Source organism: Pseudomonas sp. GW821-FHT02H09 (genome assembly GCF_059421425.1).
Genome location: NZ_JBWKVA010000029.1, coordinates 33,382 through 59,723 on the forward strand (window position 1 = coordinate 33,382; position 26,342 = coordinate 59,723).

General features: G+C 60.8%; 22 protein-coding genes and 3 pseudogenes. 12 read left to right on the plus strand and 13 right to left on the minus strand.

Going from position 1 to position 26,342, the window contains the following annotated elements:
• Window positions 1–2: 2 nt before the first annotated feature.
• The 7 genes and pseudogenes from AC07VR_RS28675 to AC07VR_RS28705 all read right to left on the minus strand — a co-directional run bounded on the left by AC07VR_RS28675 (window position 3) and on the right by AC07VR_RS28705 (window position 5,285).
• Window positions 3–344, minus strand: a complete 342-nt coding sequence (locus tag AC07VR_RS28675; protein WP_494993115.1) for a hypothetical protein — start codon at window positions 342–344, stop codon at window positions 3–5.
• Window positions 345–581: 237 nt separating this feature from the next.
• On the minus strand, window positions 582–1,007 hold the full coding sequence (locus tag AC07VR_RS28680; RefSeq protein WP_495013271.1) for a TetR/AcrR family transcriptional regulator C-terminal domain-containing protein: 426 nt from the start codon (window positions 1,005–1,007) through the stop codon (window positions 582–584).
• A 234-nt stretch (window positions 1,008–1,241) separates the two neighbouring features.
• Window positions 1,242–1,724, minus strand: coding sequence for a nuclear transport factor 2 family protein (locus AC07VR_RS28685; RefSeq protein WP_495013272.1), 483 nt, complete (start codon window positions 1,722–1,724; stop codon window positions 1,242–1,244).
• 103 nt (window positions 1,725–1,827) lie between these two features.
• Complete coding sequence (locus AC07VR_RS28690) at window positions 1,828–2,817, minus strand: quinone oxidoreductase family protein (protein WP_495013273.1); 990 nt, start codon at window positions 2,815–2,817, stop codon at window positions 1,828–1,830.
• Between the two features lie 192 nt (window positions 2,818–3,009).
• Window positions 3,010–3,894, minus strand: coding sequence for a LysR family transcriptional regulator (locus AC07VR_RS28695; RefSeq protein WP_494993118.1), 885 nt, complete (start codon window positions 3,892–3,894; stop codon window positions 3,010–3,012).
• Between the two features lie 173 nt (window positions 3,895–4,067).
• A pseudogene (locus AC07VR_RS28700) lies at window positions 4,068–4,253 on the minus strand (IS110 family transposase); the annotation flags it as partial.
• 156 nt (window positions 4,254–4,409) lie between these two features.
• Window positions 4,410–5,285 carry a DNA/RNA non-specific endonuclease gene (locus AC07VR_RS28705; RefSeq protein ID WP_495013274.1) on the minus strand — a complete coding sequence of 292 codons (876 nt, stop codon included), beginning with the start codon at window positions 5,283–5,285 and terminating at the stop codon, window positions 4,410–4,412.
• A 649-nt stretch (window positions 5,286–5,934) separates the two neighbouring features.
• Between AC07VR_RS28705 and AC07VR_RS28710 the strand changes: the two are divergent.
• Window positions 5,935–6,078, plus strand: a pseudogene (locus AC07VR_RS28710) (iron transporter); the annotation flags it as partial.
• Window positions 6,079–6,860: 782 nt separating this feature from the next.
• Here the strand turns inward: AC07VR_RS28710 and pcaG are convergent.
• From pcaG to pcaQ, 3 genes are all read right to left on the minus strand, one after another.
• Window positions 6,861–7,466 (minus strand): protocatechuate 3,4-dioxygenase subunit alpha, encoded by a 606-nt coding sequence (gene pcaG, locus AC07VR_RS28715; protein ID WP_495013275.1) that lies wholly within the window; start codon window positions 7,464–7,466, stop codon window positions 6,861–6,863.
• Window positions 7,467–7,478: 12 nt separating this feature from the next.
• Entirely contained in the window at window positions 7,479–8,198 is a 720-nt protein-coding gene (gene pcaH / locus AC07VR_RS28720) for a protocatechuate 3,4-dioxygenase subunit beta (RefSeq protein ID WP_494993140.1), read from the minus strand.
• Between the two features lie 103 nt (window positions 8,199–8,301).
• Window positions 8,302–9,231 carry a pca operon transcription factor PcaQ gene (pcaQ, locus tag AC07VR_RS28725; protein ID WP_495013276.1) on the minus strand — a complete coding sequence of 310 codons (930 nt, stop codon included), beginning with the start codon at window positions 9,229–9,231 and terminating at the stop codon, window positions 8,302–8,304.
• Between the two features lie 1,002 nt (window positions 9,232–10,233).
• Here pcaQ and bcsE point away from each other — a divergent pair.
• The 10 genes from bcsE (at window position 10,234) to AC07VR_RS28775 (ending at window position 24,412) form a co-directional block, all read left to right on the plus strand.
• Window positions 10,234–11,775, plus strand: a complete 1,542-nt coding sequence (gene bcsE / locus AC07VR_RS28730; protein WP_494993142.1) for a cellulose biosynthesis protein BcsE — start codon at window positions 10,234–10,236, stop codon at window positions 11,773–11,775.
• A complete protein-coding gene (gene bcsF, locus AC07VR_RS28735) occupies window positions 11,772–11,972 on the plus strand; it encodes a cellulose biosynthesis protein BcsF (RefSeq protein WP_494993143.1) in 201 nt (66 codons plus the stop codon). The genes bcsE and bcsF overlap by 4 nt, the downstream gene beginning before the upstream one ends.
• Entirely contained in the window at window positions 11,959–13,590 is a 1,632-nt protein-coding gene (gene bcsG / locus AC07VR_RS28740) for a cellulose biosynthesis protein BcsG (protein WP_494993144.1), read from the plus strand. Before bcsF ends, bcsG begins: the two co-directional genes overlap by 14 nt.
• A complete protein-coding gene (gene bcsR, locus AC07VR_RS28745; RefSeq protein WP_494993145.1) occupies window positions 13,560–13,796 on the plus strand; it encodes a cellulose biosynthesis protein BcsR in 237 nt (78 codons plus the stop codon). The genes bcsG and bcsR overlap by 31 nt, the downstream gene beginning before the upstream one ends.
• The gene (gene bcsQ / locus AC07VR_RS28750) at window positions 13,793–14,515 is read left to right on the plus strand and encodes a cellulose biosynthesis protein BcsQ (RefSeq protein WP_495013277.1); all 723 of its coding nucleotides are present in this window, start codon (window positions 13,793–13,795) and stop codon (window positions 14,513–14,515) included. Before bcsR ends, bcsQ begins: the two co-directional genes overlap by 4 nt.
• Window positions 14,512–17,106, plus strand: a complete 2,595-nt coding sequence (gene bcsA / locus AC07VR_RS28755) for a UDP-forming cellulose synthase catalytic subunit (RefSeq protein WP_495013278.1) — start codon at window positions 14,512–14,514, stop codon at window positions 17,104–17,106. Before bcsQ ends, bcsA begins: the two co-directional genes overlap by 4 nt.
• Window positions 17,103–19,391 (plus strand): cellulose biosynthesis cyclic di-GMP-binding regulatory protein BcsB, encoded by a 2,289-nt coding sequence (gene bcsB, locus AC07VR_RS28760; RefSeq protein ID WP_495013279.1) that lies wholly within the window; start codon window positions 17,103–17,105, stop codon window positions 19,389–19,391. The genes bcsA and bcsB overlap by 4 nt, the downstream gene beginning before the upstream one ends.
• A 3-nt stretch (window positions 19,392–19,394) precedes the next feature.
• Window positions 19,395–20,495 carry a cellulose synthase complex periplasmic endoglucanase BcsZ gene (bcsZ, locus tag AC07VR_RS28765; protein WP_494993149.1) on the plus strand — a complete coding sequence of 367 codons (1,101 nt, stop codon included), beginning with the start codon at window positions 19,395–19,397 and terminating at the stop codon, window positions 20,493–20,495.
• A complete protein-coding gene (bcsC, locus tag AC07VR_RS28770) occupies window positions 20,486–23,995 on the plus strand; it encodes a cellulose synthase complex outer membrane protein BcsC (RefSeq protein WP_495013280.1) in 3,510 nt (1,169 codons plus the stop codon). The genes bcsZ and bcsC overlap by 10 nt, the downstream gene beginning before the upstream one ends.
• A 177-nt stretch (window positions 23,996–24,172) precedes the next feature.
• Window positions 24,173–24,412: a hypothetical protein gene (locus AC07VR_RS28775; RefSeq protein ID WP_495013281.1), complete on the plus strand. Its 240-nt coding sequence runs from the start codon at window positions 24,173–24,175 to the stop codon at window positions 24,410–24,412.
• Between the two features lie 66 nt (window positions 24,413–24,478).
• Here the strand turns inward: AC07VR_RS28775 and AC07VR_RS28780 are convergent, their stop codons facing one another.
• Window positions 24,479–24,700: a TerC family protein gene (locus tag AC07VR_RS28780; protein WP_495013282.1), complete on the minus strand. Its 222-nt coding sequence runs from the start codon at window positions 24,698–24,700 to the stop codon at window positions 24,479–24,481.
• 17 nt (window positions 24,701–24,717) lie between these two features.
• Window positions 24,718–24,987 carry a lactonase family protein gene (locus AC07VR_RS28785; RefSeq protein WP_495013283.1) on the minus strand — a complete coding sequence of 90 codons (270 nt, stop codon included), beginning with the start codon at window positions 24,985–24,987 and terminating at the stop codon, window positions 24,718–24,720.
• Between the two features lie 53 nt (window positions 24,988–25,040).
• Here AC07VR_RS28785 and AC07VR_RS28790 point away from each other — a divergent pair.
• Window positions 25,041–25,205 (plus strand): annotated as a pseudogene (locus AC07VR_RS28790) (transposase domain-containing protein); the annotation flags it as partial.
• A gap of 45 nt (window positions 25,206–25,250) precedes the next feature.
• Here the strand turns inward: AC07VR_RS28790 and dapF are convergent.
• Window positions 25,251–26,069, minus strand: a complete 819-nt coding sequence (dapF, locus tag AC07VR_RS28795) for a diaminopimelate epimerase (protein ID WP_495013284.1) — start codon at window positions 26,067–26,069, stop codon at window positions 25,251–25,253.
• Between the last annotated feature and the right edge of the window lie 273 nt (window positions 26,070–26,342).

The following is a 26,342-nucleotide window of genomic DNA, read 5'->3' on the forward strand; positions in this document are numbered from 1 at the left end:
AATCAAGCGCGGGGCGGTCGCCATACCCCTGAAGGGGTTTGCACTGGCAGGAAGTCGCTGGAGAAGGAAAGTACGACAGGGCTGGTTAATGTGACCGGGGGCTTGATGATCGAGACTTGCAACATGCCGCCAGTCTTGCACTCCTGGCCTGGCTTGCAGGGTTTGCCGTGATCGGTGGGGCTTTTCATGTCGTGACAGCAGTCCATCCCCATATCGTCCATCATCGCCATGCCCATCGTCTTCATTGGGCAAGGTTCTGTCGGTGCCTGAACGCCCGCCATCCCGCTGAGGGGAAGCGCCAGGCTAATCAGGAATATGAGGCAAAACCGCAGGTAGCGTTTCATGGGCTGGAGTGTAGTCGTTGAGAATGGCTCTTACAATTGGACACGTGTCATCAGCAGCCTGCCGCAAGCCCCTGACCCGGGCGATAACACCGAACCTGAATTAAGCCAGCATTATCAGTACGAAATAGAAGTTCATAGCGATGGAGGCTTGTTTTGTGTGGAGCAGGACGCTGGACTGGTTTCGGCGGAACCTGGCTTAGGGTTCAAAGCGCCACGCAAAACGAGAACATGCGGCGGTCAGTGAGCAGCGGCACCCAGCAGGAACATTTCTACCGCTCGATTGACCCATTCCCTGATCTGCTCGATTTCCAGAGGCTGCGAGGCGGGTTGATAAAGCCGTACTTGTACCTCAGCCGTCAGCAGCGCCAGGACCTGTGCTGCTTTTACCTCAGGGGCAGACTGGCGTAGCTCACCACGGGCCATGGCGTCGCGCATCCAGCTCGACAATACCGCATTACAATCGCTTGGCCCGGCCTCGTAGAACAGCATGCCGATAATGGAGCGCCCTGCCTCGGCCATGACCATCCGGTAAACCGCCAGTGCGCTGCTCTCGTTGGTCAACACCCATAACATGCGCTCGCCAAAGCGCGTCAGCGCCTGCTCGAGCGTGACGTTATCCCGGTCATGGGCGGACAGTTGCGCCACCGCCTCTGATGAATGCACTGTGGCGACTGATCGAACGACTTCTACAAACAACTCTTCTATCACACCCTGGTTACGCCCCCCCCCGTTGGGCCCTCTCGCGGAGTACGGATTGTGCGGAGTAGTCAGTGCCGGGGATTTATTTCAAGAACCTCCCTCAGTCAACCTTATTCGAGGTTCTTTAGCTCAGGTGTGAACGGGTGAAAAGAGTGCAGACATGTCAATCACCAAATAACAAAGGCAGCGTGGAAGGGGTCAGGACGGCAGCACGAGGCCGTTGCCAGGTTCACCACCAGCGATGTCGGGCTTTGGCCAGATGACGTCCAGGCGTGTGCGGCTGATCAGCCATTGACCATCGACCCGGCGGTACTCGTCGGCATAGATGCCCATGAGTATCAGTGGGTTTACCTCGATGGCTCGTTCGGTCGCCAAGAACTGCATGTGGCAGCGTCCCTCGGCGTGGTTTTCGTCCAGTAGTTCAACCCACTGGTTGGAAACCAGGTGAACGAACGGGTAGGCGCCGCGCTGTTCGACGTCGTACTCGGCGAAGGCTATGGACAGGCCGGCGTGGATCTCTTCACGACCTCTCCAGCAGCCTCGATCCACTTGGAGAATGCCATCTTCGGTGAACAGCCTGGTGAGCGAGTCGATCCGGCCACTGTCCAAATGGTGGCAGTAGAGGACTCGTAGATTTCTGATGGCTTCCAGCGAAATCAGTTGGTTCAGTTCGGTGTTCATGGGCGCCTCTGGGAGATAACTCAAGGTGTAGCGCCAGCCTCATGATTGAGTAGGCGCTGCCGCGTCGTTTGCACATCTTTACTGGTGGGTGATCCGTAATCGGCTAAACGCGCATCACCACAGCACCGGTCGTGCGTCGTTCTTCAAGATCCTGGTGCGCTTGCACGACCTGTTCGAACGCATAGACGTGGCTCGGATCGACTTTGAGGATGCCCGATTGAATGGCCCCCAGCAGGTCGGCGGCAGCCATTTTGAAATCCTCCACTGACGAGGTGTAGTGCGGCAGGATCGCCCACGTCAGGTACAGTGCTTTTGGCATTAGCAAGAAAGGGTCGAACGGTTCCGGGAAACCAGACGCCTTGCCAAACTGCACCAGCGTACCGCGTGGTTTGAGTACGGCCAGTGAGCCGAGAAAGGTGTCCTTGCCCACGGAATCGAATACCGCGTTCACACCTACGCCGCCAGTCAGCTCGAGAACACGGGCAACGAAGTCTTCCGTGGTGTAGTTGATGACCTCATCGCAACCCGCATCGCGCGCGACTTGAGCCTTGCGGTCAGTGGACACCGTGCCGAACACGCGCAGCCCCAATGACTTGGCCCACTGCACGAAGATCTGCCCAACGCCGCCAGCGGCCGCGTGGTAAAGAATGGTGTCGCCCGGCTTGAGTGCCACGACTTCTTTCACCAGATAACGCGCGGTCAGGCCCTTGAGAAAACTGGCTGCAGCCTGCTCGTCGGTGACGCCTTCGGGGATGACCATCACCCGATCGGCCAGGTGCAGCTTTTTGCTGGCATAGGCGCCGAAGTTGACATGGCTATCGCCATAAATCACTCGGTCTCCGACCTTGACCGAGGTGACATTGCGGCCAACGGCTTCGACGATCCCAGCGGCCTCGTCACCGACAATCATAGGGAACTGCGGCACAGGCAGCGTGCCACGACGGAAGTAGACGTCAACGAAATTCACGCCGATTACGGTGTTGCGCACCAGTACTTGATCGTCGCCCGGTTCGGCAATCTCGATCTCTTCAAACTTCAGGGCTTCTGGGGCACCGTATCCGTGGATAACGGCGGCTTTGGCGGTAACTGGCATGATCATGTTCCTCAGTAGGGTTACGAGCTAACCCGATTTAAAGAGGTACAGTTTCAGCTGTTTTTGGAGGGACGATAAGCCGGTGAAAATCGATATCACCTTTCGCGATTTGCGAGAAATAAAACCAGTTTTGATGGCGAGAAAAAGTACCGAGCAAATGGAAATGGAATCCACGGACTGGAATGAGCCGGGCTACGCAAACCCTGCCAATTCCCGCGCGAGAAAGTCGAGGAACGCGGTGACCCGACGACTCGCCACACCTTCAGCGGTAACGGCATACAGGTTAGCCTCATCGGGAAGAAACCCCTCCAGGGCAGTCGACAGCACACCGGCTTGCAGGTCTTTGCGGATAGTCCATAACGGACTAATGACAATGCCGTAGCCTTTGATGGCCCACTGTCGGAGCACTCCGCCATTGTTGGCCATCCGATTCCCCGACACCTTCACCCTGAGCCGTTTACCGCCCTCGGTAAATGACCAGGTTGAAAATGAGCGGTCTGGCCACGAGATCACCAAGCAGTTGTGATGCGCCAAATCCTGAGGGCAAGTCGGTTTGCCATGAGCGGCCCAATAGGCCGGAGCCGCAGAAATCACTCGACGTCCTGAAACCAGTAGCCGAGCCCTGAGCGAAGAATCGGACAATGGGCCGTGACGTAGCGCAAAGTCCAGATGGTTCTGAACCAGATCAAGCACGCCTTCGGCCAATAGCAGGTCGAAACGAATGCCGGGATGCAACTCCAAAAACCTGTCGATCAAGGGAGCAACCACTTCGCTGCCAAAATCCTGAGTGGTCGTGAAGCGGATGAGTCCTGTCAACGGCCCCTCTTTGACGCCCTCAAGTGTGGAGTCCCACACGGCCAGTATCTTTCTTGCCTCAGACAGGAATTGTCGGCCCTCGTGAGTGAAGCTCAGTCGCCGAGTGGACCTCGTGATCAGCCGCACCCCTGCGCTCTGCTCCAACTGCTGCAAGGCAACACTGACTGTCGAGGTTGCCAGCGAATATTGGCGTGCTGCACCACTCAGACTGCCGGCTTCATCGATACTGACAAAGATTCGCAGCGCGTCGATCGTGTCCATATTTCGCGAATCCAGAATAATGGGTGGCCGGAGCGGTTCGCTCTGTTTCGTCGGGGTCGAAAAGTATTTCATCACACGTGGCATCGCGAACGCGACCACTCTCGGCTGTGCACGCCGTGGATGAACCTTCATTCAGGGATAAAAACGATGAATCAGAAAGACTCATCGCGGCTCGCCAACTTGCGGGCGCCGCCGCAAGACTCTATCACCACCGTGCAAGCCGGTAATTGAGCCAACGTGCAGAGCAATTGGCCGCGGCTGGTTTTCTTGCGCAATACCTGGTGGCCTTTAGCGTCCTGGCCATGCCGGTGGAAACTGTGTTTGCCGATGTCGATACCGAGAAGCGTCACCGCGTTCATGGGAGATCCTCCGTCCGAAAACGAGAAAAGCCCTGCAAGCGTAAACCTGCAGGGCTTCTCGGTCAGGCTGATCATCTCATTAAACCCGGACGGTGCCGGGTTTTATGTGGGCATGAAGGATTCAACACTCCCGTTAGGAAAGTGGACGCTCGAAGATCAAGAGCGAACCACTGAACCGGAGACCGGTAGATTTTCCAGCAGCTTGAGTCCCGTGGTCTTCACGAACGTCTCATAGTCCATCGGCTTCTCAATGCGGGTTTCCGCGTTCGGTAGCACATAGGCCCAGGCCCGCTTGGACGAAGCGTCGTAGACCAGCTTGAACAGGCGGGTAGGTACCCAGACCTTGTTGTCGCCAACAGTGGTATGGCCAGCGTCAAAGAGCGGGCCGGTAAAGACATAGACATTGCCATCGGCTCGCATCGCGAACTTTCTGACATCAGACTCGACCTTGCTCCAGATCTTCCGGTTATTGGTTGGGTCTTGCGGCACCATGTTCGAAAGCGCAAAGGTCTGGGCCATTGCATGCGGATTCGGTGCATCTGCCGCCGGGGACTGATGGCCACGATCCACTGCCGGATGTTGGCCACGGTAGTCGCTCAACTCTGCCCGCCCGCTCTTGGGAATGCGTGGGTCCGGATAGAACTGATTGGTGCGTTCCTCACCCTTGGCATCCTGTAGCTGGGCTGAATTGAGGCGCTCCACCACAACCAGCGGAGTCTTGCTGGTTTGCGAGTACAGCACCGCAAAGTCGTCGGAACACAGCGCCAAGGGCTTCATCGTTGCAGGCACGCTAGCCATGTTGATCGGCCTGCCTGCCGGGAACAGGTCTGCACAACCATCAAACGATGCCTGTTTCTGTTTGCTTGAATAGAGGTCAATCGCCACGTTCTGGCTGATTGAGCCAGAGCGGTACCCTTGCTCCTCATGCTGGCTGGACGGTTTGATGAAGTCCAGCAGGTTGCGAGCTTCAGCCGCACCCGTCGAGAACAAAACAAGGGCCGACAGCCCCACTGCAATTTTGCGTAGGTTCATGCTTAAAATCTTTGAATTGGATTGAGGGGGGATTCTTACGGTAAAGCCCCGTATCACGGAGCTTTAGTTGGAGCGGTTTCTGGTTATGCTGCGGCGAGCATGTTTTCAATATCCTTGATCACACCACCGATGCGGGCTCGGTCAGCCCGAACACGAAGCGCTGTACGTTGATCCCGACCATTCTAAAAATCCGCGCCAGGGTTTCAACTTTAATGATGCTGATGATGGCATGAGCGGGGTTCTACCGTCTGCGAACGGATAATGGCAGAAGAACGACCTATTGCCGTGTCCGGAGTTTGTTGACCGCTACACTGAATCAAGGTTCCCCCGCCTCCACCTCCAGACGCGACCAAACCTGGCCAGCCACTCCATCATCGCCAGCAGCGGGTCAGCTAACTGCGTTATTACATCCCATCTGACCACCTGTTTGCATTCGCGCTGACTAGCCAATTGCATTAGTGCTGACCATCGTCTGCATCCGACTTGACCAATGCACGTCGAAGAGGAGATTGGCAGAAAACGGCCGAGGCTGTGTGAAAACGTTTTAGAGCAAGTTTGACAGTCAGAATCAGAACGAAAATCTCGTTCCTACGTACATTTCAGGTCTGCTGACTAACCAAACGCTGGCAGATTTTACGTAGCTTATGGAATGGCTCCAGCCGCAATGATGCGCGCCAACGCGGATTCCGATATCCATCTGGAAGCCGATATTCGGGCCACTGCGGACAATCGGCTGGGTTTTCAGGAGGGCAGTTTCGTGCCCTACCTCAACGTCGCCACCCTGCACAAGCAGGAGCAAGCACCCTCCCCACAAGGGGGTCACCCACCCGGGGTAAAAATAACCATTAAGTGGGTGTTTTCACCCTAAACCTCATGGTCTTTTTCACCTCACACTCTGACAGCCCCAATAAATAAGGACCTCCGGGCCTGGCCCGGGTTTTGCTCAAATATGGGCACACCCACAGAAACCTTTGATCCCACTTCGATTACCCGGAGTCGTCATGAGAAAAGTCATCCAGCCACTGGCATGGTTTGTCGTGCTGACCTCAATCGTGGCTTTGGCCAGCGGTGTCTCTCTAAGTCTCGTTTGACTTGCTAGCCATCTCCCTCCCCAGCCATCAGGACGATTTTTTATGGTTGATCGTCTGCGCCTGGAACAGTTCGAGTGAGTGACATGCCCATCTGTCTGTATTGCCAACACGCAAACCCCTCGCATGAATCCCAATGCCACCAATGCGGCATGCCCCTGCTTACGCATTTCGACGCTGGTCTGCCCGACGAACGTGCAACGGACGGCAATGCACACGGCATTGTTACGCCTCGTCCCTCTGATCGACCTTGACGCGGATCAACATCAACGGATTCCTTGAGGTGATAAAGCATCAATTTGCCATCATCCACAAAGCAAAAGTCATGCTTGTGCAAGTGCAATGGCACAATATGCCAATGATCGAACATTCCTGTTTGTCCTGATCCGAAGCAAACCATGACGACTCGAAACGTTGTAAACAACGAGGTCTGCCGTGTGGTAGTCGGCATCGCTCGTTAATTTCATTGGCTCGGCGCAATGCAGGCTTAAAAATCGAAGAACACCGTTTCACCCTCCCCCTGAATGCGTATATCGAAACGATAAGCCACCTTGCCGTCCACCTCGCAACGCTGCGCTATCAGCGTTTCCCGACGCTGCGGTTGCTCGATCAGATTCAGCACCGGGCACGTCGCGTTGGCGTGTGGCACATCGGCGAAATACAGCCGGGTCTGCAGGTGAATATTGATCCCGCGAGCAAACAGCGACACATTGATATGCGGCGCCATCGGCACACCGGCGGCGTTCTTCACCACCCCGGGTTTGATGGTGTTCAGCGTCCACTCACCGGCATCGAAGGTGGTGGCGGTCCGGCCGAAGCTGTTGAAGGCTTTTTCCGAGTCGAAGACCGGGTCATAAACCCCTTCATGGTTGGCCTGCCAGAACTCCAGGAACGAGTCGCGCACCAGGTGGCCATTGCCGTCATAGACATGACCGATCAGCAGAATCTGTTCACCTGGCGCGCCGGGCCTGGCCATCTGGTTCCAGATTTCCTCAGGCCGGGTCGGGTTGCCGGCAGCTTCCAGAGCCAGGCCGATATGCACGTAAGGGCCGGCCGTTTGCGAAGGGGTTTCGGGTAGCAGTTCGATAGGCATGAGCGTCACTCCTCAGCAGTTTTCGAAGTGGGTCTTGCGCTGGCCGCGCAACACGATGTCGAAGCGATAAGCCAGGCAATCCATTGGATTGGCGCTGCCCATATCGAGCCGGGCGATCAGGCTCTGTACCGCCTCTGGGTTGGCGATCGACTTGACGATCGGGCACATCGGGATCAACGGATCGCCCTCGAAATACAGCTGAGTGATCAGCCGCGTGGCAATCGATGGCCCGCTGATGGAAAAGTGAATATGCGCCGGTCGCCAGTCATTCGGGCCATTGCGCCATGGATACGGGCCGGGCTTCACGGTGCGGAAACTGTAATAGCCATCGCGGTCGGTCAGGGCCCGGCCGACACCGCCGAAATTCGGGTCCAGAGGCGCCAGATAGCGATCATTCTTGTGCCGGTAGCGACCGCCGGCGTTGGCCTGCCACATCTCCACCAGGGTATGCGGGATTGGCTTGCCATATTGATCACAGACCCGGCCGGAAACGATGATCCGCTCCCCCACCGGCAAACCACCGTTGTTGAAGTTGAGCAGCAGATCGTTATCGAACCGACCCATTTTCAGGTGGGAGAAATCCGGGCCGCTGGTTTCGCTGGTCGACTGGGGAATGCTCACCAAGGCTTGGCGTGGAGAACGGGCGACAGAGGTTTTGTAATCAGGGGTCAGGGCTTTGGGGTGCCAGTTTCGGTCACGGATGACGAAGCGACTGCTGTCTGCATCAGACATGTCGATCTCCTGTTGTTTGATTGATGGAGGGGGTGCCTCGCAGTTTCAAACAACAGACCCACCGTGAATATTGAAAAACAGCCACTTAAACATAACCATACGGTTATGGATAAAACCCTTCGCGATACGCCTGCCCTACCTCGCGCAGCACCTCGACACACCACTGGCCCGCCAGTGATAACGGCAGGCTGGCATTACTGGAAATCCCCACTGAACCACCCGGTTCGCGCTGCCCCGGATTGATCTCGACCAGTTCGCCGCTTGCCAGATCCAGGCGCACTGCATCCAGCGGCGCGATCCAGATCGCCTCGCTGGACAACACATAACGGCGGCTCAGGGTCACGGACAAGGTTTCCAGACGCTGCCGCGACTGGCTGATGCCACATTGCACGAACAGGCTGTCGGCAAACTTGCGAATCGTCGTCCCTGCCAGTGGCAGCACCAGCGGGAAATCTTCCAGGGCGCCACGCTCCAGTGGCCCGGCCAGCAAGGGATGATCGGGGCGCACCACCAGGGTCATGGATTCGCTGTACAGATGCTCGAAAGTCAGCCCCTGAATCTCCGGACTGTCGGTCATACGACCGACCACCAGGTCGACATCACCCACTCGCAACTGCGACAACAAATACGCGCTCGGCCCGGTCACCACACTGACCACCAGCGCCGAATGGCGCTCGTGCAAACGCCGCACAACCTCAGGCACCAGCAAGCTTTCCACCGTCGACAACACCCCAAGTCGCACCCTGCCCGCCGCATATTCGCCACCGCGCAAGGTATTCACCCCATCGCGCAGCGCCTGCACCGAAGGCCCGGCATAACGCAAAAAGGCGACCCCGGCCTCGGTCAGGCTCACGCCACTTTTACTGCGCATAAACAGGCTTGTCGCCAGCAGTTCCTCCAGCTCCTTGAGCGTCTTCGACATCGCCGGCTGACTCACTGCCAACACATCCGCCGCCCGCGCCAGGCTGCCCTGACGAGCCATTTCAAGAAAGCATACGAGGTGACGGAATTTGACGCGGGTGTCGATGTTCACTACAGAGCCCTGTGAAGTTGCCTCGACTGCGTCGAAACGTTTGCAGGCGATATTACAGTGCCCTCAATTGCCTGACGACTGGACTGCAAGTCGCCAGTCTTACCGTGCCCCAATCAACGAGCGAAAAGAGTACGTTGCGTTGACCAGCTGAGCGTGTACCGTCATTTTTATGGCGCCATTTGGTTGTTTTTAATGACAATTCTCGAAGTAACGCTTGGACAATTCAAAAAATTGGCGGTATCATTTTGATATCAACTCTGCTGTCGACTTGCTTAGCCGACACGACAAGCAGCGGATAAGCTTCGAAACCTTGGTTGCACCTGCCTGTACGTTGCACTACTTGCGGCAATCATTGCGTACCGGACCCGGATCAAAATGCACGGACCAGCAGCTTGATTTGCCGTGCACCCGGTTGAACACAGAAGTATTCAGACAAGACACTCGACTGAGTGATTGGAGACGACAGGGCTGGTTCGAGTTGCATGGGACTTGTGCCCCACCAGCGAGGCGCCGCATTGACTGCGCCCTCGGCCCTGAGCCGCGAAGTTCACCGATAACTGCCGTAAAGCCTTGATAGCCAAGGAAGAATTCGCTGAAAGATGACAAGGACGTTATTCATTACTCGAAACAAACACTTGATGATTGCACGCCGCGAGTCCCGGCTTTACGGGACCCCGAGGCTCTGCCGTGGATGGTTCAAGAAGTCACACGAGCCAGACACCGAGTGCCGGCGAGCGCCGAGGATGGTTGTCGCATCCGATATGGCAACAGGCACATGAACGGGTCTGCCCGTCCAGCAGCAAGGATGATTCAGGTCATGTCAGGCGCAGGGTTCATCCCTGGACGTCCGTGGTTTTTTCGAGGTTTCCGGCCAGATGACAGCTCCTTTGCAGCGGCCGTTGCACACCCGGTTCACGGTAAGAAGGCGGTAGAGGATCGATTGTTGCATAGGGCTCTCGGCCCGGTTGGTTTAAGGCATTTTTCGGGTACGGAGAGGTCAGTTTGAGTCATGTCAGCTTAGGCATCCGGCATTTGCAGGATGAGCAAGTGTTATTGCGTCAAGGAGGCCTGTACTGGGTCTCCGTCGACCTGAACAGCGATGCCCAGACGCTTGCGCTTCAGTTCCTGAGCGCCTTGCCGCAAGCCCAGCCAACCACACTGGTGTGCGGCGGATGCGATCCCCGGGCCCTGCTGGAAAACCTCGACGGCGAGTCTGGCCCGGAGCGTCTGCGGCTCTTCGAAGTAGCCGACGATGATCTCGGGATGGCCCTGAAATCCTTGGCGTCCGAGTTGCATCGCGGCGTCAGGACCCCAGGCAGTCAAATCCTCCTGCTATTACCGGCCCTGGCCTGGCGGCGCTTTGACGCCCGGCATCTGCAGCAATGGTGTGAAGAAGTACGCCAGTGGTTGCGCCAGCGTCGCTGTACCCTGGTGGTCCTGTGCCACGGCCAGGAACCGGCGCTGCATGCCGAACTGGTGGGCCTCAACGAAGAGTTGTCGGGGTTGGCGCAGTTGTATCGGCGTGATGGCAGCATCCGCTATCAGCAGCACTTCTGGCACAACGAGCTGGGCGTGTGCACCGCCCGAGAGTTCGAACTGGAGCAGGCCGACGGCGTTCTTGGCCTGAGCCAGGCGCAACGTGGCAGCCCGCAAGCCATCCGCACCGATGACCAGCGCGTCTACCTGACCCAGCGCAGCGTACTCGAAGGCGCACCGCCGCTGTCCCAGCAATGGCGACTGTTCGAGGGGCGCGACGAGCTGCTGCTGCACGCCCTCAAGGCGCGAGCCGCTAGCGTGATCGTGGCCATCGAAGGCAACGACCAGGTCGAAGACCTTGCCCGTCAGTTGCACAAATTGCGCAATCAGTGCGGAACGGCACTGAAAATCATCGTTCGCGAAATGGAGCCCTGCCTGCGCTACCGCGACGAGCGTCTACTGCTGGCCTGCGGCGCCAATCTGATCGTGCCGCTGAAGGCCTCGCTGGCGCACTTTCTAAGCCTGACCGATAGCGTGCAGGGGCAACTCTGGCATTACCGCAGCGACATTGATTTCCAGACTCTGTACGACCGCATGCGCCCCCCTCATGTTCGCGGGCTGCTGACGCCGAGCACGTTCATCGCAACCCTGGACCAGGTGTACCGCGGCGCCTCGGGCGAGATCAGCCACCAGTTGCTGAAACTGCAGTCACGTGGCGGACTCGAGATCGAGCAATACCTGAGTCAGATCAGCCTGCGCCGCTATGGCGACATCGCTTGTGTGCTGGACGGCACCTTCTATCTGTTTCTGTTCGCCTGCCGCGCCGATGGCCTGGAGCCGGCCCTGGGCAATATATGCCGCCTGCCATGGGCCGATATTTTCAGCGCCTGCGAGTCGTTGCCGTCGGTGGATCACTTGCCGCGCAAGGCCTTTATCGAGGCGACCGAATTACCCGAGACCTTCCGGCTGGCGGATGAGCGGGTCATCGACAATCTGTCGCAGTCCGTCGGTTTGACCGGCTTTACGCCACACCGCATCACCCTTTCGCTCACGGAACCTTGCGCATGATGTATTCCGAGTTGCTGCAGGTGATTGCCGCCAGCAGCCTGCTGACGCTGGCGCTGGCGATGCTGCTGAGCCGTTTCAGTCAGCGTATCAGGCACGGGCTTGAGCGTTACTTGCGCCCGCGTTACCTGAAATCCCGTGGCGTACGTCGGCGTACGCCCCCGCAACCTACCCAGAGTAAGCCCCATGAGCCGTCCTGAAATCCCCGTCATCGCGCAACCTGCGTGGATCTGGCCGGGTCTGGGCCTGTGGAACCTGTACTTTCTGATCAAGTTGCTGTTGTTCTGGGGCGGTTACCTCAATCTGCAGATCCTGCCCAATCTGGTGTTCGCTGCCGTCTTGCTGGTGCCGTTGCGCAATCGCTATGCGAGCCTTCTGCGTTGGCTGATCGCCGTGCCGCTGGGGGTGGCGCTGTTCTATCAGGACTCCTGGCTGCCGCCGTTCAGCCGCCTGCTGGACCAACCCGGCGTACTGAACTTCACCGGTGCATACCTACTGGAGCTGGCCGGTCGCTTCATCGACTGGAACCTTTGCGGGCTGCTGCTGATCGTGGTGGTGGCCTACCTGTTCGTCAGCCAGTGGCTGCGCCTGACCACCCTGACCCTGGGCTGGCTGGCGTTGCTGGGCAGCGCCAACCTGCTGGCGTTGCAAGCGCCCGCGCAACAGGCTGCGAACCCCGGCACGGCTTCTGCCAGCGCCGTGGTCAGCAACGCCGAGCCCGACAGCGCGACGCTGGACGACTACCTGCAGAAGTTCTATGAAACCGAGGCCGGCCGGCGCGTCGAGTTCAAACCCTCGACCTCGGCAGCCCAGCCGTTCGATCTGCTGTTGATCAACATCTGCTCCATGGCCTGGGACGACCTGGACGCCGTGGGCCTGCGGGACAACCCGCTGTTGCAGCAGATGGATGTGGTGTTCGACAACTTCAACTCGGCCACCGCCTACAGCGGCCCGGCGGCGATACGCCTATTGCGCGCCAGCTGTGGCCAGCAACCGCACAACAAGCTCTACGGCGTGGCGCCGGAGCAATGCCTGCTGATGGACGATCTGCGCAAGCTCGGGTTTGCCAGCGAAGTGATGCTCAACCACACCGGTCAGTTCGAAGGTTTCCTCGATGAAGTCCGCAGCCAGGGGGCTCTGCCCAATCCGGCGGTGAACGCCTCAAACCTGTCGCGGGCGCTGGTGGGCTTCGACGGCTCGCCGATCTGGCGCGACCGGGAAGTCCTGGACAAGTGGTGGCAGCACCGCGAGAACAACCAGGATTCGCGCGTGGCGCTGTTCTACAACACCACCACGCTGCACGACGGCAACCGAGCACTGACCGCCGACGGCGGCACCAAGAGCGCCGAGTACAAGCCTCGCGCCCAGGCCCTGATCGACGACCTGACGGCCTTTATCAAGGAACTCGAGCGCAGCGGTCGACGCGTGGCCGTGGTGATAGTGCCCGAGCACGGCGCGGCGCTGCATGGCGACCGCATGCAGATCTCCGGCATGCGCGAGATTCCGAGCGCCTCGATCACTCACGTGCCAGTGGGCATCAAGCTGATCGGCATGGGTTCCGCGGCGAATTCAGCGCCGCTGCATGTCAGCGCACCCAGCAGTTACCTGGCCTTGTCCGAAATCATCGCCCGCTTGTATGCCGCCGCTCCCCAGGCCGAGGGCCGGGGGCTGGACTGGCAGGCGCTGTTGAGCGATCTGCCGCAGACCCCTGCGGTGTCCGAGAACTCCGGCACCGTGGTGCTCGACTACGCCGGCAAGCCCTATGTCAGGATCAAGGAGAAAGGTGCATGGCTACCTTACCCTCAGCGCTTCAAATGAGTGCCTTGGCGCATGCCCGTAACGGGCGCGCCGATGACATCGCCCGACTGAAGCTTGAGCTGAAGCTGCCGGACCTCGAGTACGTGGACATTTCCGCCGAACTGGAACTGCGCCGCGCCTTGCAGCGCTGGCCGCTATTGGCCGAGCTCGAAGAGGCACTGCCGCTGGAAACACAACTGAAGGCCCCACAGGAGGTGAGGACGTGAGATCTCTGAGTCTGCGCGGGTTGCGTGGAGGCGTCGGCAGCAGTTCCCTGCTGGCGGGGATAGGCTACGCCCTGCACAGCCTGGGCGAGCGGGTGCTGATGGTCGACATGTGCCCGGAAAACCTGCTGCGCCTGTACTTCAACCTGGCGACCGTGGAAAGTTGCGGCTGGGCCCGCGGCGTGCTCGATGGCGAGAATTGGTACAACCAGGCCTGGAGCCTGGCGCCAAATTTGAGTTTGCTGCCCTATGGCCGCCTCGACCGTGAAGAACAACTTGAAATGGAACGCCGCCTGGCGAAGGACCACACCCTGTGGGCCAGACGTCAGGCCAGCCTGGCCGAGCACTACGACTGGGTACTGTTCGATGTGCCGCAGCGCCTGGTCGGGCACGGCAACACCGGCCCCTGTCATTTCCCTATCCAGGTCGCCGAAGCAGACGCGGCCTGCCATGTGCTGCTGCAACAGCAAGAGACGGTGAGCGGTCCGCTGCTGGTCAATCGTTTCGATCCCGGTAGCCAGTTGCAGCGCGATCTGATGCTGATCTGGCGCAAGAACCACGCCGATCGGTTGCTGTCCCTGACCGTGCACAACGATGAGGCGATGCGCGAGTCGCTCGCGTTCAAGACCCCGGTCGGGCTGTATGCGCCGGGCAGTCTGGCGGCCCAGGACGTGCTGAGCCTGGCGACCTGGTGCCTGGCCCGTCGCCTGGAGGTGGCATGATTGCCCGCTGGTTTCCCTACACCTACCTGCGTCGCGAGTACGATACCCCCCCTCTGACCGGGCTTTGGCTGGCCTCGCTCAATGCTCTGGCCTGGCTGTTCCTGCGCCTGGAGGCGCCGGGCTGGCAGCAGTTGCGCGAGCAGCGCCAGCGCTGGTATCCGCAGTTGGCGAACAAGCCGCCGAGCCTGGGTGATCCGCTGCGTTTGCTGGTGCAAAGCATCTGGTTGCTGCTGGTGCAGCCGCTGCGGCCACGCCGCCCGCTGAGCTGGCGGCGCTGGACGCGCCCCGCGCGACTGCGGCAACGCCTGCTCGGCGTGCGCTTGGGCCACTTGCTTGAAGCCTTGCCGCGCCATGTCCAGCAAAGCCGGCGAGTGCGGCAGAGCCGGATCTGGTGGAAAGGCCTTGAGCCTCGCCGTCAGCGCTGGCTGAACATCGGTGTGGGCGTGGTAGCGGTGGTGCTGATGCTGCTGTGCATCACCGAACCCTTCGGCTACATCGCCCAACTGGTGTTCGTGATTCTGCTCTGGGCGCTGGCCATGCTGGTGCGGCGCATCCCGGGGCGCGTCCCGACGCTGTTGATGATCGTCCTGTCGACCATCGTGTCCTGCCGCTACCTGTGGTGGCGCTATACCTCGACCCTGAACTGGAACAACCCGCTGGACCTGACCGTCGGCCTGTTGCTGCTGGCGGCCGAAACCTATGCCTGGGTGGTGTTGATCCTGGGCTATATCCAGACCTGCTGGCCGCTGGGGCGCCAGCCGGCGCAGATGCCTCGCGATACCCGGCTGTGGCCCACCGTCGATCTGCTGATACCGACCTACAACGAGGACCTCTCGGTGGTCCGCGGTACGGTCTACGCCGCCCTGGGCATCGACTGGCCGCAGGACAAGCTACGCATCTACATTCTCGATGACGGCAAGCGCGAGAACTTCCGCCAGTTCGCTGCCGAAGTCGGCGTCGGCTACATCACTCGCACCGATAACCGGCATGCCAAGGCCGGCAACCTCAACCATGCGTTGGGCCGTATCGATGGCGAGCTGGTGGCGATTTTCGACTGCGACCACATCCCTGTGCGCTCCTTCTTGCAACTCACTGTGGGCTGGTTCCTGCGCGATCCGAAGCTGGCCCTGGTGCAGACCCCGCACCACTTCCTGTCTCCCGACCCGTTTGAGCGCAACCTGAACATGTTCCGTCGCCGGCCCAACGAGGGCGAACTGTTCTACGGCCTGGTGCAGGACGGCAACGATATGTGGAACGCGGCGTTCTTCTGCGGTTCCTGTGCGGTATTGCGCCGCGCCGCGCTGGAGGACATCGGCGGCTTCGCGGTCGAAACCGTGACAGAGGACGCCCATACCGCGCTGCGCCTGCACCGGCGCGGCTGGAACTCGTCCTACGTGCGCATTCCCCAGGCTGCCGGGCTGGCGACCGAAAGCCTGTCGGCGCATATCGGCCAGCGGATTCGCTGGGCCCGCGGCATGGCGCAGATTTTCCGCACCGACAACCCCTTGCTGGGCAAGGGCCTGACGATCTTCCAGCGAATCTGTTATGCCAACGCGATGCTGCACTTCCTGGCCGGGCTGCCGCGGTTGTTGTTTCTCACCGCGCCGCTGGCCTTCCTGTTTCTGCACGCCTACATCATCTACGCCCCGGCGTTGATGATCCTGTTGTACGTGCTGCCGCACATGATCCATGCCAGCCTGACCAACTCGCGGATGCAGGGCAATTATCGCCAGACGTTCTGGGGTGAGGTCTACGAAACGGTACTGGCCTGGTACATCGCCCGACCCACCACCGTGGCGCTGTTCAACCCCAGGAAAGGCAAGTTCAACGTCACCGCCAAAGGCGGCCTGATGGAGCACAACCAGTTCGACTGGAAGATCGCCCAGCCCTATCTGGTGCTCTCGGCCCTGAACCTGGCGGGCCTGGGATTCGCCTTCTGGCGCTTGCTCACTGGCCCGGCGACCGAGATCGGCACGGTGCTGGTGAGCACTCTCTGGGTGGTCTACAACCTGCTGATCACCGGTGCGGCGGTGGCGATTGCCGCTGAAGTGCGACAGGTGCGCCAGACCCACAGGGTGCAGTCCAAGCTGCCAGCGGCCGTGCGTCTGGATAACGGTCGCTTCTACTCCGGCATGCTGGTGGACTACTCCGACGGCGGCGCCGGGTTCCAGGTGGATGTGCCGCTGTCGCTGCCGGTGGGCGGTCGCGTTTCTCTGCTGATGCAGCGTGGGCAGCGCGAGTTCCTGTTTCCCGGCGAGGTCTGCCGTAGCCACAAGAACTTCGTGGGCATCAGCTTCACCAGGCTCACGGAGCAACAAAAGATCGATTTCGTGCAGTGCACCTTCGCCCGGGCCGACGCCTGGATTAACTGGGGCGAAGACTTCGCCCAGGACCGGCCGCTGCACAGCTTCCTGGACATTCTCAAGCTGGGCGCCAAGGGTTACTACCGGCTCTACGAATACCTGCCGGCCTGGACCCAAGTGGTGATCGGTCCGTTCCTGCGCCTGCTGGCCTGGCTGGGCAGTTACCTGCCGCGTATGCCCCTGGCGTCTTCCCCCTCCTCTTCTTCTATAACGGTGAACGCATCATGAGCCGCTATTTCAGCAAATCTCTATTTGCCAGCCTGGCGCTCCTGGCCGTTGCCTGCGCACAGGCCGCCCCGGCGCCTGTCACTCCCCCTCTGGCGCAGGAGCAGAAAGCCCCGAGCTGGGCCACCGCGCGCACCTTCGAACAGCTGGGGCGTTCGGCCGACAGCCTGTTGCTGGGGATCCACAACAGCGATCAAATCGAGTTCACCCTGCGGCGCGACCGTATCGCCAGCGATGCCAGGCTTAAGCTGGAATACACCCCGTCTCCGGCGCTGCTGCCGACGCTCTCGCATATGCGGGTCTACCTCAATGACACCCTGATGAGCGTGGTGCCCATCGAGAAAGAACAACTGGGGCGCAAGACCACGCAGCAGATCGCCCTGGATCCCCGGCTGGTCACCGATTTCAACCGCGTGCGTCTGGAATTCATTGGCCATTACACCGACATGTGCGAAGACCCGGCCAACAGCGCCTTGTGGGTCAACGTCAGCCGCGCCAGCCAGGTTTCCCTGCAGGAACAGGGACTGGCGACCAGGAACGATCTGGCGTACTTCCCGAGGCCATTCTTCGACGCACTGGGCGATGGCAAGCCGGTCATCAACCTGCTGTTTGCCGCCTCCCCGACCATAGGCGAACAGCGCGCCGCCGGCATCCTGGCCTCTTACTTCGGCAGCCTGGCGGGTTGGCGCGGCGCTCAGTTCCCGGTGCTGTTCGATCAGCTGCCGGCGAGCCAGGACCAGGACAACCTCAATCCTTCGGTGGTGTTCGCCACCAACGATCATCGGCCACAGTTCCTCGCGAACCTGGAGAAGTTCCCACTGGTGCAAGCGCCGGTGGTGCAGCTGACCGACAACCCCAACGACCGCTACAGCAAAGTGCTGCTGGTGATGGGGCGCAATGACGCCGACCTGGCGGTGGCCGCCCGAGCCCTGGCCCTGGGCGGCGACCTGTTCCGCAGCTCGCGGGTGACGGTGGAAAACGTCCAGCAGTTGCAGCCGCGCAAACCCTACGACGCCCCCAACTGGATGCGTACCGATCGCCCGGTGCGCTTCGCCGAACTGCTCAAGTACCCTGAGCAGTTGCAGGTCAGCGGCCTTCTGCCGCGGCCGATCATCCTCGACATCAACCTGCCGCCCGACCTGTTCGTCTGGCGTAACCAGGGCATCCCGCTGCAGACCAAGTACCGCTACACGCCGCCGTCGACCAACGACGAGTCGCGCCTGAACATCAGCCTCAACAACCAGTTCATCACCAGCCTGCCGCTGCTGCGTAACACCAACAGCCGTCTGGAAGAACTGCGCCTGGCGGTGCTGTCCAACGAGTCGGCGAACACCAGCGACCACCTCTTGGTACCGGCGCTGAAAATCGGCGATCGCAACAGCATCCGCTTCGACTTCAGTTTCGCCAGCACCTTCGGTAGCTCCCAGCGCGACCGTTGCCAGACCTCCCTGCCGGTGGACACCCGGGCTCTGATCGACGATGAGTCGACCATCGACCTGTCGGGCTATCACCATTACATCGCCATGCCGGACCTGCGCGCTTTCGCCCGCAGCGGCTTCCCGTTCAGCCGCATGGCCGACCTGTCGGAGACCCTGGTGGTGGTGCCGGCCAATCCGACCGCCACCCAGCTCAGCACCTTGTTCGAGGCGGTCGCCAAGATCTCCTCGCAAACCGGCTTCCCGGCGCTGGCGCTGAACCTGAGCGACAACTGGGATGACGCCAGGAAAGCCGACGTCGACCTGCTGGTGCTGGGCGCCCTGCCCGCGGACCTGCGCAATCAGCCGGACCTCAACCTGTGGCTCGACCACACCCTCGACTCCCTGATACAGGCGTCGAATGCCGCCGCCGGTCAGGCTTCGGCCCGGGCCGGGCAGATCAACGATGAGCGCAACCTGGGAGCCAACCGGGTCGAAGTGTCGGCCAAGGCGCCGATGGCGGCGATCGTCGGTATGCAGTCGCCCTTCCATAGCCAGCGCAGCATTGTCGCGCTGCTGGCCACCAATACCCCCGACTACCAGATGCTGCGCGAAACCCTCAGCGATAACGGGAAAATCGACGCCGTGTCCGGTTCCGTGGCCATGATCCGGAGCAGCGGCGTGAACAGCCAGCTGGTCGGCGAGCAGTACTTTGTCGGCTACTTGCCATGGTGGCTGATGCTCTGGTTCCAGCTCTCGGAACATCCGGTACTGCTGGCTGGCATGGCGGTCCTGAGTGTACTGCTGGCCGCCTTCCTGCTGTGGCGCGCCTTGCGCTGGGCCGCGCGTCGTCGACTGGCGAACGAGGAGTAAGGGATGAAAGCCGCCATCGCATGGGCGTTGGCCCTGAGCCTGCCGGGTCTGGCGGCTGCCGCCGAGTGCACCTGGCCGGCCTGGGAGAGCTACAAGAAGGCGATGGTGAGCCCCGATGGACGGGTGATCGATCACTCGATGCAGCAGATCACCACCTCGGAAGGCCAGAGCTACGGAATGTTCTTTGCCCTGCTGGGCAACGACCGTGACAGCTTCGCCAAGCTGCTGAAATGGACCCGGGACAACCTCGCCGGCGGCGACCTGAACCGCCAACTGCCCGCCTGGCAGTGGGGCCTGAGCAAGGAGGGTCGCTGGCAGGTGCTGGATCCGAACAACGCCAGCGATGCCGACTTGTGGATGGCCTACAGCCTGCTGGAGGCCGGCCGCCTCTGGAAGCGGCCGGATTATGAAACCCTTGGCCGCAACATGCTCTGGCGCAGCGCCGCGCAAACCCTGCGCCCGCTGCCCGGGCTGGGCCTGATGCTGTTGCCGGGGGATGCCGGCTTCGAATCCGCCGACGGCTGGCGGCTCAACCCCAGCTACCTGCCGCCACAACTGCTGGCGCGTTTTGCCCTGGTCGCACCCGTGTGGCACGACGTGGCGAACAGTACCCGGCGCCTGCTGCTGGAAAGCTCGCCCAAGGGCCAGCCCGCCGACTGGGTGGTCTGGAAAACCGGGCAAGGCTGGGCAGCGGACGCCAAGGGCGCGCTCGGCAGCTATGACGCGATCCGCGTCTACCTCTGGCTGGGCATGCTCGATCCTCAAGTCCCGGGCAGGGCCGAGTTGCTCGCGCAGGTGCAACCCATGGTGGCGCTGACGGCGCGGCTCGGCCATCCGCCGGAGCGTGTGGATGTCGCCCAGGGCACTGCAGAGGGCGTCGGCCCGGTTGGCTTCTCGGCGGCGCTGTTGCCGCTGCTGGCCAGCACAGCCGAAGGCGGTGCGGCGTTGGCGGCCCAACGCGAACGCCTACGCCAGAACCCGCCCCCGGCGGACGCCTATTACAACCAATCACTGCTGATGTTCGGCCAAGGCTGGGACCAACAGCGTTATCGTTTCGACAAGGACGGCCGGCTGCTGCCGGCGTGGACTTCATCATGCAAGTAGTGCTCATGCGCAAAGTCGTGTCGCAATGGACGTTGGTGTTGAGCTGCTTGTCGGGCACCGCGCTGGCTCAGCCGGTTACACCCCAGGAACAGCAACAGTGGCTGCTCGAACAGGTACGCCTGGGCGAAGCGATGTATCGCGAGGACCTGGTGCGCGACTCGCTGGCGCGCCTGGAGTCGATTGCTCCGCAACATCCGCAGGTCTTGGTCGGCGGGATTCGCCAGGCCCTGCTGCAACATAACCAGCCGCTGGTCGAGCAACGCCTGGAGCAATTGCGCCGCCAGGCCCCGGGTTCGCCGGCACTGCGCCAGGCCCAGGCCCTGATCAAGCTGCAGAGCAAGGACGGTCAGCATCTGTTGCAACAAGCCCGGCTGCTGACAGCTGCCGGACGGGCCGAAGAAGCAGTGGCACAGTACCAGGAGCTGTTCGGCAGCGAGCCGCCGGACTTCTCCAGCGCACTGGAATACTGGGGCGTGCGCAGTGGCATCAGCAGCCAGCGCCCCGCGGTGATCCAGCAGTTGCAGAGCCTCGACAGCCAGTACCCGGGTAACGCGGGGCTGCGCCAGATGCTCGCCGGCCTGCTGTTCGCCGAACAGCGCGATGCCGAAGCCCTGGCGATTCTGCACCAGCTGGCTGGCGATCCCCAGACCAGCAACCTCGCCTCCGAGCGCGAATACAACTACCTGAGCAAGCTGCCGGTCAGCGGCGAAACCGCTCGCGCCTGGGAAGACTTCCAGCGGTATTACCCCTATTCGACCTTCAAGAACCAGGCAAACAAGCAGCTGCAGCACCAGCGCCAGTTGCTCGGCGATCCGGCCTGGCAGGCCGGCGTCAAAGGCAAGGAGCTGCTGGAGGCCAACGACAATGTCGGCGCCGAAAAGCTCCTGCGCCGCGCTTCGCGCAGCTACCCGGACGATGCCAGCCTGATCGGCTTCCTGGGCACCGCATTGATGCACCAGAACAAGCATGACCAGGCCTATGCGGCGTTCACCGAGGCCTTGGGCAAGGAACAGGACACTTCCTGGATCAGCAAGTGGAAAGACCTGCAACTGGCCAACCACAACTGGATGTTGCTGCAACAGGGCGACGAAGCCCTGGAGCGCAAGGACCTGGCAGCGGCCCGCAAGGCCTATCAACAGGCGCGCCAGGTCAAACCCGACGAAGCCGACTGGCTGGTGGGCCTGGCCAATATCGCCCTGGCCGAAGGCGAAGACATTCAGGCCGAGGCCCTGCTGTTGCAGGCGCGCAAGCTGCAGCCCGACAACGGCAAGGCGGTGCGCGCCCTGGTGCGTCTGTACCAGGCGCAAGCGCCGGAAAAAGCCCAGGCCTACCTCGACACCTTGCCGGCGGCCACCCAGCGCGAATTTGCGGCCTTGCGCCGGAGCCTGGAGCTCGACCGTCTTAACCTCCAGGCCGATGCCGCGACCCGGCGCGCCGACTGGCCGACGGTTTCGCGGGTGCTGCTCAAGGCCCGGCCACTGGCGCCGGACGATCCCTGGCTGACCTATCGCCTGGCCAATGCCCAGCACGCACAGGGGCAAAACAGCGCGGCCGAAGACAGCTTCCGTCAGTTGATCCAGCGCCAGGGCAGCAATGCCCCGGCCCGTTACGCCCACGGCTTGTACATGGCCTCGATCGGGCGCGACAGCGAGACTCTCGCCACCCTGGCCGCCATTCCCGCGGCGCAGTGGGACGACAATATGCGCGACCTGTCCAGCCGGGTCGAACGCCGCCAACTGTTGGCCCGGGCCCGGGCCCTGCGTGATGCCGGTCACGAGCCGCAGGCGATCGCCCTGCTGCTGCGCGCGCCGAGCACCGACGATCTGGCGACCCTGGCGGACTGGGCCTACCAGCGCGGCGATCAGCTGCAAGCCGAGACCTACTATCGGCAAGTCCTGCAGCGCGAGCCGAGCAACGCCGAGGCGCAGCTGGGCCTGATCGAAACCCTGATTGCCCGCGGCCAGCCTGCGCCGGCGCAGCGCGCCCTGGAAGAACTGGCGGTGCCAGCGAATGCGCCGGCGGCCTACCAGCGACGCCTGGCCAATGCCTGGACCGGGGTGAACCAGCCGGACAAGGCGCGCGCGCTGTACGCCCGCCTGCTCGAGACGCCACAGAGCGATCCGCTGCTGTATCGAGACGCGGCGCGGCTGATGTCCCGCCAGCAGCCCCAGCAGGCGCTGGACAACTATGCCCGCAGCATGGCTGCCGCCGGCTTGACCGATCCCGCGCAGGCCAACCCCCGCGACGATCGCGCCATGACCCTGGCCAGCCGGGCGAAGGACGCCGACGAGTGGCTGCCGCGCAGCCTGCGCAGTGACGTGGACACCCTGTACCAGGCGCAGAACCCGACGGTGCACCTCTACCATGACTTCGCCTGGCGTACGGACAACTCGTCGTCGGGGATTTCCGACCTGACCACACAGACCACCATCCTGCGCCTGGATGCGCCGATTGCCGAAGGCCTGGGTTTTCTACAGGCAGAACAGGTCGAGCTGGATGTCGGCAGTTTCGCCACCGAGGCGAACGGCCTGCACCGCCAGCAGTTCGGTACCTGCGCACTGGTCACCAGCGGTTGCCCGGATACCTCCGAAAGCACCAGCGGCACAGGCCTGGCGATGGGCTGGAAAAATGAGCGCTGGGCGCTGGATCTGGGGCACTCGCCAGAAGGCTTCAAGGTGCCGAACTGGCTCGGCGGGGTCACCTACAGCAGTGACTGGCGGTCCCTCGGCTGGTCCCTTACGGCCTCGCGACGGCCGCTGAGCAACTCTCTGGTGTCCTATGCCGGCGCGGTTGACCCGATCACCGGAATTACCTGGGGGGGCGTCACCGCCAATGGCGTCACCCTGGGACTCAGTCATGACGAAGGGGGTGTCGACGGCGTCTGGGCCAGCCTCGGCGCCCACTGGTTGCGGGGCAAGAACGTCGCCGACAACCAGCGCCGGTCGGCCATGGCCGGCTATTACTACCGCCTGATCGACCGCGCCGACGAGCGTCTTCGCACCGGTCTGACCCTCATGTACTGGGGCTATGACAAGGATCTGAGCGAGTACAGCCTGGGCCAGGGCGGTTACTACAGCCCGCAGCAGTACTATTCCATCGGCGTACCGCTGAACTATGCCTGGCGAAATGCCGACTGGTCAGTGCTGCTGGAAAGCTCGGTGGGCTGGTCCTATGCCAAGACCCGCGATAGCGATCTTTACCCCGTTCACGGGGCGGACAAGTTGCGCGAGCTGATCAAGCAAGCCGGCGATGTATTCGCCGAGGATGCCAGCCAGGTCAACGCCGGCAGCAGTAGCAGCGGGGTCAACGTCCGCCTGCAAGGCCTGTTCGAACGCAGGCTATCGGATAACCTGGTCCTGGGCTCCGGCATCACCTGGCAGCACAGCGAGGGCTACGCGCCGAGCCGGGCCTTGCTCTATCTGCGTTACACCTTCGACCCGTGGCAAGGCAACCTGCCGTTGCCGGTCGAACCCATAGCGCCTTACGCCGACAGGCGCTGAGGGTCAGGCCGATGGGTGGCGAACCGATAACGGAAGGTCCGAGGCCGTTGCAGATTTTCGAGCCCCTGGTTCCTGGGTTCGAAAACGCCGCAGCGGCCCTTGCGGACATCGCTATGAGATTATCCAGCCCCAATAGTGCTCGTGCAGCCAAGCCCCTATGCAGGGGACAATCGCTGCATGATCGATGCACTCAAGCAATTGGGCAGTGACCGGGCGCGGGCGGTCGCTGCGCTCGATTTACCTGTCTCACCCGAGCGATTGAAAGAAATGCATGAGCTGGGCGTGCGCGGGCTGCGCATCAATTTGGAGGTCTGCCTGAAGAAGTCGCAGTGCATCTCAAAGAGCTTGCCGGGCTCATTTTGCACCACTGGACGTAGAGTTCGTCTCGCTGCGCCAATACAGGGTTGCCCGGATTGATTGCAACCCGCAGACAACCGTTTGGTGCTGACTCGCCCCGTACAGCGAAAATATCCTGTCCCATTGCTACTCACTCCTTCCGGATTCGGAAGACTCTACTGAGTGCGATGTATTGCGCTTGGCCACCAGCCTTCCTGCAATCAGAACCAGGACCGCGCCCGTCAACCCGGCTGCGTAATACAGCGCGGAAGATGGCGAGGGTAAGCGGATATCGGTGATGGCCATGGTGCCGGCAATCCATCCCAGTAATGCGGCGCCAAGCTTGATGACTATCGGGAATCGATCCATGAAATGTTAGCTGATGGTCAGGTGGTTTTGAAGATCATGCAGACTGGACTGCCGGTCTTGATCGACTGCCCATTGGGAGTGAGTACACCCGACTGCTGATCCACATCGAACGCAACGATGTTGTCGCTCTCCTCGTTAGCCACAAAGAGGCGTTTGCCATCGGGTGTGATGGTCATGAAGCGAGGTGTGCGGCCTTGTGTCGACGTATGTCCTACTGCTTTGAAGGAACCGCTTTGCTCAAGGCTGAAGGTGGCGACCCTGTCGTGCCCCCGGTTGGACGCGTACAAATGCCTACCGGAGGGGCCATCACAATAGCTGCTGCGCGGCTGTTACCAGTGAACTGCGCAGCGGCAAACGTGCAGCCGCGATCATGAGTTTGATCCAATCGGCACGGCTCAACGGGCATGATCCGTATGCTTATTTGAAGGACGTCCTCACACGCCTGCCAACGCAGCGTGCGAGTGCGATTGCCGAACTGCTGCCGCATAGATGGCAACTGGCTTAATTTTGTAAGGAATGATTAATTCCTCTGTTTATCACGATATAGCAGCTATAAAACCTGTAATAAGCTATCCGTGATTGTTCCCGAAAAAATTGTCTCTACCGGTCCGATGAGAAAGACAGGTCCTACGCCATCCCATTGAACCGTTACGGTTCCGCCATCACATTCAACCTCAACGGAATTGTCTAACAAGCCACGACGAATTCCGCTAACAGCGACGCCACAAGAGCAGGAACCTGAACCGAGCGGAATACCACCCCAGCGCTCCCAAATGCGCAACCGAATGTGCTTTCGGTTAATGATCTGGACGAAATGCACGTTCGTCCTGAGGGGAAATAGTGGGTTGGTTTCAATTGTCGGTCCGATTGTCGCTATATCAACGGCTGTTAGATCATCCACAAAATAGGTGCAGTGCGGATTTCCCATGCTGCACGCTGTTGGGCCACCAGCAAGTGGCAAAACAGCAGTATCCAGTTCCAGAGCCAGGGGAATATCCGACCAGCCGAAAAGCGGCTCCCCCATGTTGACAGAAATTGCGCCGGTTGAGGTTCGTTCGCAAGTTAGTAGACCACGGTTGGTTCGGAGCGCTACCGAAGTAATATTTGATTCGCGCATCAGCATATCCGCGGCACCCCGCGTTGCGCTGCCACAAGCATCCAGCGTGGAGCCATCGGCATTCCAAAACATCAAGCGCGCAACTGCATCATCGCAATCGAGCACCACCGCGAGTTGATTGAATCCGACTCCTCGGTTCCGATCACCCATTCGCCGAGCCATGGTACTTGTCATCAGATTGGCCGAGTTTCGCGAGTCTACAATAACGAAGTCATCGCCATTTGCGTGCATTTTATGAAAACTCAGCGACATAAATAGATCCTGGCGACGAGGCATGTGGTGAATTGACGTTTAAAGGCGATCTAGCCCCATTCGCATAACATTTGCAAGCCGTGTGAAAGCTCGAGAGGCCGATGTGTTTGGCAGACACTTACCTTAAGCCGCGGTGTCAAGAAGGTGTGTTGGCCGGACGCATACCGAAGGAGTTTGCCGAACAGTACCTGTCGCCCCCCAACAGACACGCCAGGAGTGCTTCGGATGTAAGGAAAAGTTTTGGCCTGCCCGATCCCCTTGCAACGTATGGGT

What these genes read in the sequence shown, in the direction of transcription:
- bcsG (WP_494993144.1), top strand. Translation starts at nt 11,959, where the DNA reads ATGAGCCGTCCTGAAATCCCCGTCATCGCGCAACCTGCGTGGATCTGG.
- bcsZ (WP_494993149.1), top strand. Translation starts at nt 19,395, where the DNA reads ATGAAAGCCGCCATCGCATGGGCGTTGGCCCTGAGCCTGCCGGGTCTG.
- AC07VR_RS28780 (WP_495013282.1), bottom strand. Translation starts at nt 24,700, where the DNA reads ATGGATCGATTCCCGATAGTCATCAAGCTTGGCGCCGCATTACTGGGA.
- AC07VR_RS28695 (WP_494993118.1), bottom strand. Translation starts at nt 3,894, where the DNA reads ATGGACACGATCGACGCGCTGCGAATCTTTGTCAGTATCGATGAAGCC.
- bcsC (WP_495013280.1), top strand. Translation starts at nt 20,486, where the DNA reads ATGCAAGTAGTGCTCATGCGCAAAGTCGTGTCGCAATGGACGTTGGTG.
- AC07VR_RS28775 (WP_495013281.1), top strand. Translation starts at nt 24,173, where the DNA reads ATGATCGATGCACTCAAGCAATTGGGCAGTGACCGGGCGCGGGCGGTC.
- AC07VR_RS28690 (WP_495013273.1), bottom strand. Translation starts at nt 2,817, where the DNA reads ATGCCAGTTACCGCCAAAGCCGCCGTTATCCACGGATACGGTGCCCCA.
- bcsF (WP_494993143.1), top strand. Translation starts at nt 11,772, where the DNA reads ATGATGTATTCCGAGTTGCTGCAGGTGATTGCCGCCAGCAGCCTGCTG.
- bcsA (WP_495013278.1), top strand. Translation starts at nt 14,512, where the DNA reads ATGATTGCCCGCTGGTTTCCCTACACCTACCTGCGTCGCGAGTACGAT.
- AC07VR_RS28675 (WP_494993115.1), bottom strand. Translation starts at nt 344, where the DNA reads ATGAAACGCTACCTGCGGTTTTGCCTCATATTCCTGATTAGCCTGGCG.
- dapF (WP_495013284.1), bottom strand. Translation starts at nt 26,069, where the DNA reads ATGTCGCTGAGTTTTCATAAAATGCACGCAAATGGCGATGACTTCGTT.
- pcaH (WP_494993140.1), bottom strand. Translation starts at nt 8,198, where the DNA reads ATGTCTGATGCAGACAGCAGTCGCTTCGTCATCCGTGACCGAAACTGG.
- bcsR (WP_494993145.1), top strand. Translation starts at nt 13,560, where the DNA reads ATGGCTACCTTACCCTCAGCGCTTCAAATGAGTGCCTTGGCGCATGCC.
- AC07VR_RS28705 (WP_495013274.1), bottom strand. Translation starts at nt 5,285, where the DNA reads ATGAACCTACGCAAAATTGCAGTGGGGCTGTCGGCCCTTGTTTTGTTC.
- AC07VR_RS28685 (WP_495013272.1), bottom strand. Translation starts at nt 1,724, where the DNA reads ATGAACACCGAACTGAACCAACTGATTTCGCTGGAAGCCATCAGAAAT.
- pcaG (WP_495013275.1), bottom strand. Translation starts at nt 7,466, where the DNA reads ATGCCTATCGAACTGCTACCCGAAACCCCTTCGCAAACGGCCGGCCCT.
- bcsB (WP_495013279.1), top strand. Translation starts at nt 17,103, where the DNA reads ATGAGCCGCTATTTCAGCAAATCTCTATTTGCCAGCCTGGCGCTCCTG.